Origin of the sequence: Paracoccus kondratievae (assembly GCF_009301415.1) — a bacterium.
GTDB classification, from domain to species: domain Bacteria; phylum Pseudomonadota; class Alphaproteobacteria; order Rhodobacterales; family Rhodobacteraceae; genus Paracoccus; species Paracoccus kondratievae.
On sequence record NZ_CP045073.1, the window covers coordinates 1,163,543 to 1,176,882 of the forward strand.

At 58.7% G+C, this 13,340-nt stretch carries 12 protein-coding genes and 2 pseudogenes; 9 read left to right on the forward strand and 5 right to left on the reverse strand.

The genetic code is table 11. The features are described 5' to 3' along the window. Positions 1–490 precede the first annotated feature (490 nt). The 7 genes from F8A10_RS17105 to F8A10_RS17135 all read left to right on the forward strand — a co-directional run bounded on the left by F8A10_RS17105 (position 491) and on the right by F8A10_RS17135 (position 6,776). Positions 491–2,212: a hypothetical protein gene (locus F8A10_RS17105; RefSeq protein ID WP_152367988.1), complete on the forward strand. Its 1,722-nt coding sequence runs from the start codon at positions 491–493 to the stop codon at positions 2,210–2,212. Further along, positions 2,209–2,562 carry a hypothetical protein gene (locus F8A10_RS17110; RefSeq protein ID WP_152367989.1) on the forward strand — a complete coding sequence of 118 codons (354 nt, stop codon included), beginning with the start codon at positions 2,209–2,211 and terminating at the stop codon, positions 2,560–2,562. The genes F8A10_RS17105 and F8A10_RS17110 overlap by 4 nt, the downstream gene beginning before the upstream one ends. 13 nt (positions 2,563–2,575) lie before the next feature. After that, a complete protein-coding gene (tnpA, locus tag F8A10_RS17115) occupies positions 2,576–3,004 on the forward strand; it encodes an IS66-like element accessory protein TnpA (protein WP_227493466.1) in 429 nt (142 codons plus the stop codon). Then, entirely contained in the window at positions 3,001–3,348 is a 348-nt protein-coding gene (gene tnpB / locus F8A10_RS17120) for an IS66 family insertion sequence element accessory protein TnpB (protein ID WP_152367957.1), read from the forward strand. Before tnpA ends, tnpB begins: the two co-directional genes overlap by 4 nt. Before the next feature lie 62 nt (positions 3,349–3,410). Then, positions 3,411–5,039: an IS66 family transposase gene (gene tnpC / locus F8A10_RS17125; protein WP_152367958.1), complete on the forward strand. Its 1,629-nt coding sequence runs from the start codon at positions 3,411–3,413 to the stop codon at positions 5,037–5,039. Further along, positions 5,039–5,335 carry a hypothetical protein gene (locus F8A10_RS17130; RefSeq protein ID WP_152367959.1) on the forward strand — a complete coding sequence of 99 codons (297 nt, stop codon included), beginning with the start codon at positions 5,039–5,041 and terminating at the stop codon, positions 5,333–5,335. Before tnpC ends, F8A10_RS17130 begins: the two co-directional genes overlap by 1 nt. A 31-nt stretch (positions 5,336–5,366) precedes the next feature. Beyond that, positions 5,367–6,776 carry a hypothetical protein gene (locus tag F8A10_RS17135; protein ID WP_193668246.1) on the forward strand — a complete coding sequence of 470 codons (1,410 nt, stop codon included), beginning with the start codon at positions 5,367–5,369 and terminating at the stop codon, positions 6,774–6,776. A gap of 15 nt (positions 6,777–6,791) precedes the next feature. Here F8A10_RS17135 and F8A10_RS17140 read toward each other — a convergent pair. The 3 genes and pseudogenes from F8A10_RS17140 to istA form a co-directional block, all read right to left on the reverse strand. Continuing rightward, positions 6,792–7,301 (reverse strand): annotated as a pseudogene (locus tag F8A10_RS17140) (transposase); the annotation flags it as partial. 373 nt (positions 7,302–7,674) lie between these two features. Continuing rightward, the gene (locus F8A10_RS21210) at positions 7,675–7,926 is read right to left on the reverse strand and encodes a hypothetical protein (protein WP_193668341.1); all 252 of its coding nucleotides are present in this window, start codon (positions 7,924–7,926) and stop codon (positions 7,675–7,677) included. A 59-nt stretch (positions 7,927–7,985) separates the two neighbouring features. Further along, a pseudogene (istA, locus tag F8A10_RS17145) lies at positions 7,986–8,702 on the reverse strand (IS21 family transposase); the annotation flags it as partial. Between the two features lie 593 nt (positions 8,703–9,295). Between istA and F8A10_RS17150 the strand changes: the two are divergent. Beyond that, on the forward strand, positions 9,296–10,633 hold the full coding sequence (locus tag F8A10_RS17150) for an NAD(P)-dependent oxidoreductase (RefSeq protein ID WP_152367991.1): 1,338 nt from the start codon (positions 9,296–9,298) through the stop codon (positions 10,631–10,633). A gap of 3 nt (positions 10,634–10,636) precedes the next feature. Beyond that, positions 10,637–11,935: an NAD-dependent dihydropyrimidine dehydrogenase subunit PreA gene (gene preA / locus F8A10_RS17155; protein WP_152367992.1), complete on the forward strand. Its 1,299-nt coding sequence runs from the start codon at positions 10,637–10,639 to the stop codon at positions 11,933–11,935. 62 nt (positions 11,936–11,997) lie between these two features. Here the strand turns inward: preA and F8A10_RS17160 are convergent, their stop codons facing one another. Together F8A10_RS17160 and F8A10_RS17165 are read right to left on the reverse strand one after the other, a co-directional pair. Then, a complete protein-coding gene (locus tag F8A10_RS17160) occupies positions 11,998–12,609 on the reverse strand; it encodes a TetR family transcriptional regulator C-terminal domain-containing protein (protein WP_152367993.1) in 612 nt (203 codons plus the stop codon). Positions 12,610–12,624: 15 nt separating this feature from the next. Next, the gene (locus F8A10_RS17165) at positions 12,625–13,272 is read right to left on the reverse strand and encodes a TetR family transcriptional regulator C-terminal domain-containing protein (protein ID WP_152367994.1); all 648 of its coding nucleotides are present in this window, start codon (positions 13,270–13,272) and stop codon (positions 12,625–12,627) included. Between the last annotated feature and the right edge of the window lie 68 nt (positions 13,273–13,340).

Here is a 13,340-nt window from a genome sequence, read left to right on the forward strand (position 1 = left end):
TTCCAAGTCACCTGTGTGAGCTCAGTCTGAACTGGTCAGACGACGGCTATGGGCGGAGAGATGCCTGACGCTAGCGCGGCATGGCACCTGCAGCAAACCCGGAAAAGCGCCCATTCGAGTGTGACGCCGCACAAGCCGCTCACCACTGTCGATCAGGGCGGAAAGCAGTCGTTGGCGCTCCCAAGAGGTTGAATGATCGCCAGAGTGAAAGCAGGCATTCGGGCTCCCGCGTTTGAAAGACCAAACTGGGGCGGGAAGCCGTTTGGGGCGGTGCGGCATGGTGCCCGCGGCGAACTTGAGAAAGCAAACACTCATACGTAGCATGGCGATCATCCTGTCTTGCGGGCGGAAACAGTCGTTCGCTGCAGTCGCAAAATCGAGACTATAGGTTTGAATATCATTCCCGCTCGTCTGATGCACAGTAGTTTTCAACGATCTGTCCGCGCGTTACGATTTCCCAAGGCATGCACCGGTGAAGGAGGTCAGCAGAGTGACGGAGAACAGCAAATTAGCCCAGCTGATTATCGATGGCGACGCCGCCGGACGCCTTATCCCGACTATACTCGACTTTGAACACAAGGACAGGCAACGAGAACTAAGCGATTTGCTGGCAGAGTTACACAACTCAGGTGAGATCGCTCTGCTCTCGGACCACAACCTCGAGGCCATACGACAGCTTGAGCACAACAACTTTTGGATGATTTTCGGCGCGTTGTCTGACGCGATTGAGCGCGTGGCGGATGACTATCACGCCGTTCAGCGCTTTGCCGAATGTTTGGTCGAAAAGGCAGGTAATGATGGGGCTTCGACCACACCGTTTGCATCATTAGTTCGTTGGTGCGAAAAACATCCCTCGCAAGCCAGAGAAATTGTACTGGGCGCAATAGACGGCCAAGAAGATTGCCAACGCTCCTGCGTGTTCGCCTTACAAGGCCTCGATGACTTCGGGTGCTTGGTAGGTTTCTTAGAGGACAGTAGAGCAGAAATCCGATCTATAGGATTTCGCGCCCTAGGACGGCTCAAGAACATGACATCACAGGATGATAAAACCGGCATAGATGCTTGCTTTTCGGATATTCAAAGTCCGTCATCCGAGGACGCGAAAAATGCCGCTATTGAGGCCGTTTTTCGTATTTGGGACAAAGAATCAGGCAAAGAAAAATATCGGCAAGACGAAGTGATCCAGTCCCTTCTCGCCCAGCCGACAGATGAAGACTTGGTCCGCCTGTGTGCAATGCTTTTCTATCACAAGAATGCATCCACAGGGCAAACTATCAGTGCAGTATTGAGCAGATCACAAAGCATATCCTCCAGCTTTGAGGCAGCAAGCCACTGGATAGATAGCGCGCTAACCTGGAAAGATGAACGCTGGTCGTTCAAAGCGGTGGTCGCGTTCATGGAGGCCATGGTTCCGCACTTCGAGAAGCCAGCAAAGAGCGAGCAGTTTCATAACTTTTTCGAATGGGCTTGGGAGGAACCTTCAAACGCGTCATATCTATTCGCAAGATGGCTAAATTCTGGGGACTTTTCTTTGTGCAGCTTCTTGGCTGAGATGGTTCGCGGCGGAGATAAAGGAGCAGTTCTGATAATCCAGCCGCGAGACATACCTTCTGAAGCGGTCGATCAAGTCTTTTTGGCCCGAAAATGTATCGGATTCCTTTGGATGCATGAGATCACGGCAGCGTCAGTTCTGCTCAGTCTTGTGGAACATGGACATCCAGATGCTGTTGCTGAGATCGAAAAACTTCTTTGGGAACCACTTTTGCTTAGCTACTCCAGTGAGCTTATACCATATCTTGAGCAGCAAGCGTCTAGTGGTTCTCCGGCCGTGGCTAAGGCAGCTCATGACCTAATAGCGCGACACAAGGCGTATATTGAGGGATTGAAAAATGCGGAAGAACTCAGTGAACTTGAACCCTCAAATGAAGCGAGGCGGGCAGCTGCGATAAAAGATCACCAAAGGAACACTGATATTCAAAAGCAAGCTCGGAAAATGTCAGTGTTTGCTAGTCTCGTTCACAAGGTCACGATGCTCTACGGGCGTAAGAGCTTTACCATGATTACAGGCGCAGACGGCCAACAGTTTCCTAGCATTAGCCCACTGAGTGAGCACTCCTACAGCTTTGAGATTCCTCGATTATCCGTGGTCGACCCGGTTGGGTTTAATGCTCTTCTGACGGTTTTTAGGGTCGAGCAGAGAAAAGTAAAATGAAGCTGATACTTAAAGAATATCTCGCATCGCTCAAGGAACGCGGTGACCTTGACAAAGTGTTGTTGCCCAACTTGCTGTCTGCGATGGGGTTGCAGGTGCTGAAAACTCCAATGATCGGAACTCGCCAAGATGGAGTTGATATATCTGCCGTAGGTCAGTTGCCAGACGATGATCAGAAGTACCTTTATTTGCTCTGCGTCAAGGCAGGAGACGTAGGGCGCAACGATTGGGATGCAGGGCCACAGTCAGTGCGTCCTGAGTTGCAGGAAATTCTGGATGTTTACATAGGTTCGAAAGTTGCAAAAGAGCGTAACGGCCCGATTGTTACCGCCTGCCTGAGTTTGGGCTGATGGATTAAGGCACGTGCATAGTGACGTCGTTAATGACGTGTCTTATGCGGGTGTGGGGATGCGGGGCGATATTCTTGGACTGGAGCGGCGGCGGCGGTGGAGCGACGAGGAGAAGCTCGAGATCGTTTTGTCGGTCGGCGTGGACGGGGTGACGGTGACGCAGGTTGCACAGCGGCACGATGTGACGCGGCAGCAAATCTATGCCTGGCGGCACCAACTGAAGAAGAAGGGCGTGATTTCGGCGTCTCCGGAAACGCTGTTTCTGCCGGTTGAACTGGACCGGCCCACGGAATTGGTGATGCAGTCAGCGACCATCTGCGCAGGAGCGCCTCGCCCCGCCCAGATCGAGTTGCAGTTGGCGAATGGTCGCTGCCTGCGCTTCGATCCGGCTCTGGATACCGTGACGCTGACACATGTGATCCGTGCGGTGGAAGGGGCATGATCGGGCCGGGAACCGGCGTTCGTGTCTATCTGGCCTGCGGCGTGACCGACATGAGGAAGGGAATCTCCGGGCTGGCTGCACTTGCCCAGGATGTTCTGCGCCAGAAGCCGGCCGGCGGTGCGGTTTTTGCATTCCGCGGGCGTCGCGGCGACAGGTTGAAATTGCTTCATTGGGATGGTCAGGGCTTCTGCCTGTATTACAAGGTGCTGGAGAAGGGGCGCTTTCCATGGCCGATGTGCGGGGATGGTGCGGTTCGCCTGACCTCGGCGCAGTTGGCCATGCTGTGGGAAGGCATTGACTGGCGCAGGCCGGATTGGGGCGCGCCACCAGCCCGCGTCGGCTGATTTATCCCGCTGAAACGCCTTGTTTTTATGGCCATTCCGCCTGCCTTGTGGTAGGCGGGCGCATGTCGAATACGGCCCAAATCCTTCCCGATGATCCGGCGCGTTTGAAGGCGCTGATCTTGGCGTTGCAGACGGAGAACGCGAAGATCTCGGCCACGTTGCGCGCCCATGACCAGTTGATCCAGGCCCTGCGGTTACGCATCGCGAGGCTGAAGAAGCAGGTGTTCGGCCAGTCCTCGGAAAAGATCGAGCGCGAGATCGAACAGCTGGAGCTGGCGCTCGAGGATCTTTTGATCGCAACGGCCGAAGGCCAGACTGACGTCGAGGACGACGGCCAAAACAATGATGGGCTGGAAACGGCACCTGCCGATGAAGCTGCCGAGCGTCCATCCCGCCGACGTCCCCGGGTCTCGGACAGCGCGCCGCGCGAGCGGCGGGAACTCGATCCCGGCAGCTGCTGCCCCGATTGTGGCGGCGACCTGCGCCTGGTGGGCGAGGATGTCAGCGAGATGCTGGATCTGATCGCGGCGCGGTTGAAGGTCGTCCAGATCGCCCGCCTGAAAAAGTCCTGCCGCCGCTGTGAACGCATGGTGCAGATGCCGGCCACCAGCCGGCCGATCCCCGGCAGCATGGCAGGCGCGAACCTGCTCGCCCACATCCTCGTCTCCAAGTTTGACGACCACCTTCCGCTTTATCGCCAGCATGAGATCTTCACCCGGATGGGCGCCGACATCCCGGACAGTACCTTGGTCGACTGGTGCGGTCGCGCCATGAAGGTGCTGGCACCGCTGATCGAACGGATCGAGGCAGACGTGATGGCCAGCGACCTCCTTCATGCCGATGACACACCGATCCGGGTGCTGGATCGCGCGGGCCGCGACAAGGGATTGGGCAAGGGTGTGAAGAAGGGCCGGATCTGGGCTTATGTCCGCGATCAGCGCCCTTGGGCAGGCACGTTGCCACCCGGCGCGGTCTATGCCTTCGCGCCGGACTGGAAGGAAGAGCATGTCCATCGCCATCTGGCCCGGACCCGCGGCATCCTGCAGGCCGACGGTTACAAGGGTTATGCCAAGCTCTACGATCCAAGCCCGGACGGGACACCCCGCCTGCGGGAGGCTGCCTGTTGGGCTCACCTGAGGCGCGACTTCCATGATGAATGGGACAAGACCAAATCCACGATCGCCCGTGAGGCACTCGACCGTATCGGCGCACTCTACGACATCGAGCGCGAGATCACCGGCCATCCCGCCGAAGTCCGTCTTGCCGCGCGCCAGAAACACAGCGCTCCGAAGGTCGAGGCCTTCTTCGCCTGGTCAGAGCAGCAGCTCTCGCGGATCCCCGGCAAGGGCGATCTGGCCAAGGCCTTCCGTTACGGGCTGAGCCGCCGGGACGCTTTCAGCCTGTTCCTTGAGGACGGCCGGGTGGCGATCGACAACAATCCTGCCGAGCGCGCGCTGCGCCCGATCGGTGTCGGGCGCCGCAACTGGCTCTTCGCCGGGGCCGATACCGGAGCCGAAACGCTGGCCCGCGCCATGACCATCGTTGAAACCGCCAAGATGAACGGCCTGGACCCCCAAGCCTATCTGGCCGACATCCTGGCCCGCATCCACGATCACAAGATCAACCGCCTCGACGAACTGCTGCCCTGGAACTGGGTGCCGACGACCGAAACCTTACCCGAGGCCGCCTGATGGCAACCGTCACCCATGTCTGCACTCTCGACTACGTTGCCAGGATGCTGGGCGAAGCCCCCGAGCTTCTCGAAGCCATCGTCTATAACGACGACAACCTGAGCTACAGCGCGATCATCAGCGTCTATACCGGCCAGGATGACACCGTCACCGCCCTGACCGATGACGGTATCGATGAACTGAAAGACATGCTCAGGGACGCCCGCATCACCACCGAAACCTGGCACCAGTTCCTCGACGACTTTGTCGATGACGCGGAACTCGTCGCCCGCATCAAAGCCCAATCGCCGCGGTAACAATCGGCCGGTTACAAAAGAGCACCAAGATTTGCCGATCAAAATATGTTTGTGCATGGGGGGGGAGCTAAAGGAAACTGTTGAGGGCAACTGGGCTGGTTTCACGCAGAAAAATGCGACTAGCGAAGTGTGCTTTGAGCTTTGGAACGGGGACCGCCTAGCTGGATTTATGGAAAAATCTTTGTTGGCTCGGGAGCTATTGGACGAAGCGGCGCGCAGGCATTTCCAGAAAGCTCTTGCAATGGTGAATGAGCCAGAGGCCTGCTACGAGTACACTAGAAGTTTTGTTGCCATCGTTCTCCCACAAGAGGATATGGATGACAAAGAGCGCCTATTGAGGCTCAGGCAGGCGTATATTTGCCTCCACGCCATTTGCGCCTGGGCAATCGAAGCAAAGAGCCTCGATGTCATCTATCGGATTTCTGAATTAGGCTTGCTGTTCTGCTGGGATGCCATGCGAGAAGAACCAGTCGAGACGAAGCCGTCCAAACATCAAAGTGCTCTGACGGCAATTTTGGATCAGTACGTTCGGCTCTATCTGATGATGTCCGAGTTATATTTTGAGAAGGTATTGTATCCTCATGCAGGGACGCTTCATGCGCTAACGGTTTCGGTGAAGTCGCGTGAAGCGGTCGATGCGAATCTTGCTATGTTCGACTTGCTTGGACGAGCCGCCATCCGTGCAATCTGGACGGACTTGTTTGGGAAAGCTCTCTCGGAGGCGAACCCCGAGTTCGCTCGTAGCCTGAGCGAGCAGACAATGAAGATGCTGGATATGTTGGTAGCTCTGATCAACAACAACCCGACTTTGGGGTCTCCGTTTAAGGACGATCACATGATCGAGTCAGCGTTGATCATGTATCTTGCTCAACAGACATCGTCTGAAAATCGATTCATACCATGGTTACATGAGATGGCTCAGAACACTTCGTTCGCGCTTCTCACAAATTCCAGTTACCCGACGTGTTTCCGTGATTACAACGATCTGCTTGCTCATCCTGCGAGTAGTGATCAGGGATACCGTGATGAGGCCTGTGTTGGCAGTGTCCTGTTTCCCTACCTGTTCGTGTTGCTACAGTACGGCGCAGAACAAAGTCTCATTGACGTATTCTCAGGACGACTTTCGCAAATGATACCCGACTGCACACATCAAGCGTGGTTCCCAGATGCGGAAACGGATCAAAAAATCTGGCGTGGGGATACCTACCATGGGATTTGCGTGACTGGCCTGTCGCCATCGCGTGGATATGAGAAGATAGCAGATACCTTGAACCTTGCAATCAAGGAGTGTGTGGCAATTTTTGAAATGACAGCGATCAAGCGAGGTCTCGTCCCGCTTTTCCTGACTGCGTGTAGGCACTATCGCCTGCCTATCCCGCCGACACTATGGATCCCACCGCAGAGCATTACAGATGTGTCTCAGGATGAGCCCCATTCATAGTAGTGCAGGATGCTGTCCGACCCGCAGGCCCAGCTCGTTCAGCTCCTCGGTCATACGCGGCCTGCCGTAGCTGCCCAGGCTCAGCCGATGCTGTTCGCGGATATGGGCCAGGATCACCATATCGCGCCGCTGACGGATGGACGGGGGGCCTGCGCAGCCACGCGCGCAACCCGCGATCCGTTACGCCCATCATGCGACAGAGATGGCGGCGAGAAAGGCTGCCACGATAGCCGGCAATGAACTGAAACTTCACGGCTTTTGAGCCGCGAAGAACTGAGCCGCCTTTTTTAGTACTTCCCTCTCCTCGCGCAGTATGCGGTTCTCTTTGCGCAGCCGTTCGTTCTCACGAAGAAGACCGGTATCCCGTTCCGGCATCTTCGCCTCAGCGGAAATCGCCCGTATCCACTTGCCAAGCGTCGAAAGGCCGACGCCAGGATCAGACGCAACCTGACGCCGTGTCAGGCCGCTGGTGAGTGCAATGCGAACCGCATCCCGTTTGAATTCCGCGCTGTGTGTCGCTGCCATATCCTGTCTCCTTTGGGGAGAGCATCGCTCTCAGAAGACCGGAACGAAACCGCGACAGGTCCAAAGTGCCGCATCAAAACCCGAGCCTGAACACCCCCGAAACGCAGGCCCGCGTCGGCTGCGCCAGCTGGAAAGCTACGCCGCCACGGGCCTGCTCACCACATCGCCAGAGGGGTCCCTTTTGGACGCCGATAAGGGGGCACTCTTCAACGCCGATTGACATTCAAGCTTTCCCAAACCACGTTACCATCCTTGTCCACGCGCAATATTCCCGGCTCGTGGCTTCTTGCAATACGATCTGCATCTAAGGGCCCAAATCCTTGCTCGAGACGGTCTCGGATCCAATCCGGCGACATTTGCTATGTGCCGTCCTTTAGTCGTCCCAACCCGGCCGACCCATATTTGGCATCGGTGACGAAGTAATCCGGGGGGGGGTGGGGTTGCGATAGACCGCATCCAGCCCCCGATGGCCCGGCGTATTCATGGTCGAAGCAGGGCCGTTGCCCTTTTCCCAGGGCGGGTTCTGTTTTGCCGCCCAATCATCGGCCATCATCTCGCCAAACCGGCCCTTGGTGTTGTTGCTGGTCTGGGAAACCCGTTTCCAGGTGCCGTTTTCCTCGGCCATTGCCCCACCGTCGGGGGCACGACGAACGCCGGGAGGATCTGCCGGATTCCGATAAGAACCACCAGGTCTTCGGCATTGCCCTTATCGTTGCCCTTGCCCGGACGGCCATAGCGATTCCGGATCAGATAATGCGACAAGAACCCGCTGAAGAGCGAGGCGCGTTTGCGCGTTCCGTCCGGCAGAATCTTTGCCACCAGGCACTGGTCGTTGTCATAGAGTACGGACTGGGGAACCGCACCGAAGAACGCGAGCGCATGGATGTGGCCATCCACTCAGGCCTCGGCCATCGTCGCAGGATAGGCCCGCACATAGCACGCATCGCTGTGCGGAAGGTCCAGCACGAAGAAGTGCGCCTTCTGCTCGACACCGCCGATCCGGACCAGGGCCCCGCCGAAGTCGGCCTGACCGTGGCCCGGCAGATGCGACAGCGGCACGAACATCTCCTGCCCGCATCGTTCCCGCTCTCGCATGTAATCCTTGATGATCGCGTAGCCGCCGGTGACGCTGCATTCTTCGCGAAGCCGGTCGAACACCCGCTTCGCCGTATGCCGCTGATTGCGCGGCATGGTCAGACTGGCTTTCAGCCAGCCCTCAATGATCGGGAGGAAGGGCTCGAGCTTCGGGCACCGGATATCGAACGTCAGCCGGTAGCCGGGTGGAACCGAAAATGACATCATCTTCCGAACCGTGTCCCGCGGAACGTGGAATATCCGTGCTGTTTCCTGTTGGCTCATGCCATCCGCACAAGCCTGACGAACTCTCAGATATAGCTCCACGCTGTAGATCCCTACGACCTCCCTGCAACCGCAGGAAGGAAAAGTGGACGACTTTCACGCCGCCCGCAGCAGCTTCATGCCGCCGCTTCCGTGGACCAATTTCCCACCGCCGTTCTCAACTTGACCCCGGTTTCCTTCATGACCGCCCCCAATCGGCGATTCAGGGCAAGCCTCTGAGTCAGAGCCTGTGCAGTGACTTGGAACGTTCCGATTGATTGCAGAGCCGCTTTGAACCAGTCAATCGCGTGTGCACAAGGTGTGTGGCCCAAAAGCATGGTGGATCTGATCCGGGCCGGCTGCCTTGACCGCATTCCGCGACGCCATCCTGGTTGGATTTCTTGGCGGGGCAGGCGGATAGTGGCGCTTTGCACGGACTCGACCCCAGCCAAGGTTTCGAAAGCCGTGCCGAAGCAATCTCGATTGCCGGTGCTAAGTCATGCGGATTTTGGTGCCCCTGATCGCCGCATTTTTCGGCAGTCCTTGGCCGCTGAAACGGCTTCATACGGCGATGAGGCGCGGTTCTGAATTTTACCACTTGATAAAAAATGAACCTGTGAGACCCTGATTGCAATAACAAGCCAGGGAGGTCCAAGGTGACCAACAGCCAGTTAACGCCGGGGGCGGTGCCCGGTCGGCTGTCGCATGACAGCTATTGCACCAATTTCAGTGACGTGGCGCCGCCGCTTGATACCCATCAGGCGCAGGTCGAGGCAGACCGCTGTTATTTTTGTCACGACGCGCCTTGTACCGAGGCCTGCCCGACCTCGATCGACATTCCGTTGTTCATCCGCCAGATCGCGACCGGCACGCCCGAAGCGGCGGCGGTAACCATTCTGTCGCAGAACATTCTGGGCGGTATGTGTGCCCGGGTTTGCCCGACCGAGAACCTGTGCGAAGGTGCTTGCGTGCGCCAGACGGCCGAGGACAAACCGGTCGAGATTGGCGCGCTGCAGCGCCATGCGACGGACAGGATCATGGCGCGTCAGGACCATCCTTTCCGCCGCGCTGATGCGACCGGCAAGACCATTGCCGTGGTGGGTGCGGGGCCTGCGGGTCTGGCCTGTGCACATCGGTTGGCGATGCGTGGTCATGACGTCGTGCTGCATGAAGCACGGGCGAAACCCGGCGGGCTGAACGAATTCGGCATCGCCTCATATAAGGCCGTTGACGATTTCGCCGCGCGCGAGGTGGCATGGCTGATGCAGATCGGCGGCATCCGTCTGATCGAGAACTGGCAGCTGGGCCGTGATGGCGCGCTGGCGGATCTGGCCGGGGATTATGATGCGGTCTTTCTGGGCATGGGGCTGTCAGGCGTGAACGCTTTGGGCCTTGCAGGCGAAGACAAGGCTGGTATCGAGCCCGCGACAAGCTTTATCGCTGAACTGCGTCAGGCCCGCGACCTTGCAGAACTGCCAATCGGCCGTGACGTGGTGGTGATCGGCGGCGGCATGACTGCGGTCGATGCGGCAGTGCAGGCGCGGCTTTTGGGGGCGCTGAACGTCTCGATCGTCTACCGCCGCTCGCGGGCCGAGATGCCCGCCTCGGCCCATGAGCAAGAGCACGCCTTGGCCAATGGCGTGCGCATCATCGAAAACGCCGCCCCGGTGGCGATCCACGGCAATGGCGCGGTGCGAGAGGTGGAGTTCGCCTATACCCGCCGCGGGGCGCAGGGGTTGGAGCTGACGGACCAGACCTTTCGACTGCCAGCCGATCAGGTCTTTAAGGCCATCGGCCAGACGCTGGGTCAGACCCCGGCCGAGATCGCGTTGGAAGCGGGCAAGATCCGCACAGACGCCCACGGCCGTACCTCGGTTTCGGGGGTGTGGGCAGGCGGCGATTGCGCGCTTGGCGGAGATGATCTGACCGTGACAGCGGTGGCTCAGGGCCGTGACGCTGCTGAAGATATCCACAACTTCCTGATGGGGGCCTGAGCTATGGCGAACCTGGCTACCGACTTTATTGGCATCAGATCGCCGAACCCTTTCTGGCTGGCCTCGGCTCCGCCCACGGACAAGGAATACAACGTCCGCCGCGCCTATGAGGCCGGTTGGGGTGGCGTGGTGTGGAAGACGCTTGGGGCCGAAGGGCCTCCGGTCGTCAATGTGAACGGCCCGCGTTACGGCGTCGTTTATGGTCCTGACCGCCGTGTCATCGGGCTGAATAACATTGAGCTGATCACCGACCGCCCGCTTGAGGTGAACCTGCGTGAGATTAAATCGGTCAAGCGCGACTACCCTGACCGTGCGCTGATCATCAGCCTGATGGTGCCATGCGACGAGGATTCATGGCGCGACATCCTGCACCGCATCGAGGACACCGGCGCCGACGGGGTCGAGCTGAACTTTGGTTGTCCGCATGGCATGGCCGAACGCGGCATGGGCTCGGCCGTGGGGCAGGTGCCGGAATATATCGAAATGGTGACCCGCTGGGTGAAGACCCATTCACGCATGCCCTGCATCGTCAAATTGACGCCGAACATCACCGATGTGCGCAAACCTGCCGAGGCGGCAATGCGCGGTGGGGCCGACGCGGTCAGCCTGATCAACACCATCAATTCGATTACCTCGGTCAATCTTGATGCCTTTTGCCCCGAGCCGATGATCGACGGCATGGGCACGCATGGCGGCTATTGCGGCCCGGCGGTCAAACCCATCGCGCTGAACATGGTGGCCGAGATCGCCCGCAACCCGGCCACCCATGGCCTGCCGATCAGCGGCATCGGCGGCGTCACCACCTGGCGCGATGCGGCCGAGTTCATGGCACTGGGTGCCGGTTCGGTACAGGTCTGCACTGCGGCCATGACCTATGGTTTCAAGGTGGTGCAGGAGATGATCTCGGGCCTGTCGGATTACATGGATCGCAAGGGGTTTACCTCGGTAACCGATCTTGTGGGTCGCGCGGTGCCAAAGATCACGGACTGGCAATATCTGAACCTGAACTACACGACCAAGGCGGTCATTGATCAAACCGAGTGCATCAAATGCGGCCGTTGCTATGCCGCCTGCGAGGATACCTCGCATCAGGCAATCGCCGTCGAGCCGGACCGCACCTATGTCGTCAAGGACGAGGAATGCGTGGCCTGCAACCTTTGCGTCGATGTCTGTCCGGTCGATTGCATCACCATGAAAGAGCTGCCTTTGGGCGAAGTCGACCCGCGTACCGGCCGGCCGGTTGCGGCCTATGCCAACTGGACGACCCACCCCAACAACCCGGCAAGAAACGCTGCTGAATGATACGGCGCATTGTCCGGTAAACGTTTGCTGGCTGCCGGGGGGAAACCTTCGGCAGTCGCGATTCAGATCCGCAGCAGCCGCGTGAACAGCATGTCAAGAAAGGCGCCGGCCTCATCATAGGGATCGTGGCCCGGGCCCAGAACGGCCGTAACCTGCACCTCGAAATCGGCGTAATGCTGGGTCAGCGCCCAGATGGCAAAGATCAGATGATGCGGATCGACCGGGGCAAGCTTGCCGGCCCGTGTCCAGTCGCGGATGATTTCGGCCTTTTCATCGACCAGCGCCTTAAGCTTGGGCAGCACCTCAGTCAGTCGCGGTGCGCCTTGCAGCATTTCATTGGCGAAAAGCCGGCTTTCGCGCGGCATGGCGCGGCTCATCTCAAGCTTGCGGCGGACATAGCCCAGGATCTCATCCTGTGGGGTGCCGTCAGGGTTCAGCTCGCGCAGCGGTGCCAGCCATGTATCCAGCAGGCCGTCCAGCAATTCGGCATGGATCGCCTCTTTCGAAGCGAAGTAATACAGCAGGTTCGGCTTTGACAGCCCGGCTTCGGCCGCGATCTGGTCCAGTGTCGCGCCACGGAATCCCTGGGCCGAGAATACCTCAAGTGCGGCTTCGAGGATGGCTTTGCGGTTGCGGCGCTGGATGCGCGTGCGGGCTGGGTTGTTGTCGCTCAATGTTGTCCTTTCCCGTCAGATCGCGACGCCGATGCCGCGAAGGATGATCTGCTTTACAGATTCCCGCGCCGCGCGCCAGTCCGCATCGCTTAGCGGACCTCCATTCAGGACCTCGATCTGGTGGCCGAAGTCGGCATAATGCTGCGTGGCGGCCCAAAGCATGTAAAGCAGGTGCTGCGGATCGGTCGGCGCCATCTTGCCGGCGTCAATCCAGCCCTGAATTACTGCTGCCCGACCGGCGGTCCAGTCGCGCAAAGTCGTTTCCAGATAGTCCTGGATCACCGGCGCGCCGTGCATCACCTCGCTGGCCCAGACTTTTGAACCGTTGGGATAGCGGCGCGAGATTTCCATTTTGGCATCAATATAGGCACCGATGCCTTCGGCCGGGCCGGGGGCGTCGTCCATGGCCTGCGCTGCCTCAAGCCAGATCTGGAAGATGCGCTCGACCACCCGGCGATAAAGCTCTTCCTTGCTGGCGAAATAATAATGCAGGTTGGCTTTCGGCAGGCCGGCAAGATCGGCAATCAGTTGCATGGTCGCACCGCCAAAGCCAGCTTCGGCAAAGACCGTTTCGGCGGCGTTCAGGATCGCCTCTTCGGTGGCGCGACGGTTTGCCTCGCGCCGCCCGATTTTTGGGCGTTCTGCGTCGGAACTCGTGTTCATCCTGGCCCGTGGTGCTGAATTTTTGTTGACCGGATGGTCAGAACGTGGCCTCCTGCAACCTGACCATA

Excerpts from the sequence above, each read along its gene's own strand:
- F8A10_RS17110 (WP_152367989.1), top strand. The coding sequence starts at position 2,209 with ATGAAGCTGATACTTAAAGAATATCTCGCATCGCTCAAGGAACGCGGT.
- tnpB (WP_152367957.1), top strand. The coding sequence starts at position 3,001 with ATGATCGGGCCGGGAACCGGCGTTCGTGTCTATCTGGCCTGCGGCGTG.
- tnpC (WP_152367958.1), top strand. The coding sequence starts at position 3,411 with ATGTCGAATACGGCCCAAATCCTTCCCGATGATCCGGCGCGTTTGAAG.
- F8A10_RS17130 (WP_152367959.1), top strand. The coding sequence starts at position 5,039 with ATGGCAACCGTCACCCATGTCTGCACTCTCGACTACGTTGCCAGGATG.
- F8A10_RS21210 (WP_193668341.1), bottom strand. The coding sequence starts at position 7,926 with ATGGCCGAGGAAAACGGCACCTGGAAACGGGTTTCCCAGACCAGCAAC.
- preA (WP_152367992.1), top strand. The coding sequence starts at position 10,637 with ATGGCGAACCTGGCTACCGACTTTATTGGCATCAGATCGCCGAACCCT.
- F8A10_RS17165 (WP_152367994.1), bottom strand. The coding sequence starts at position 13,272 with ATGAACACGAGTTCCGACGCAGAACGCCCAAAAATCGGGCGGCGCGAG.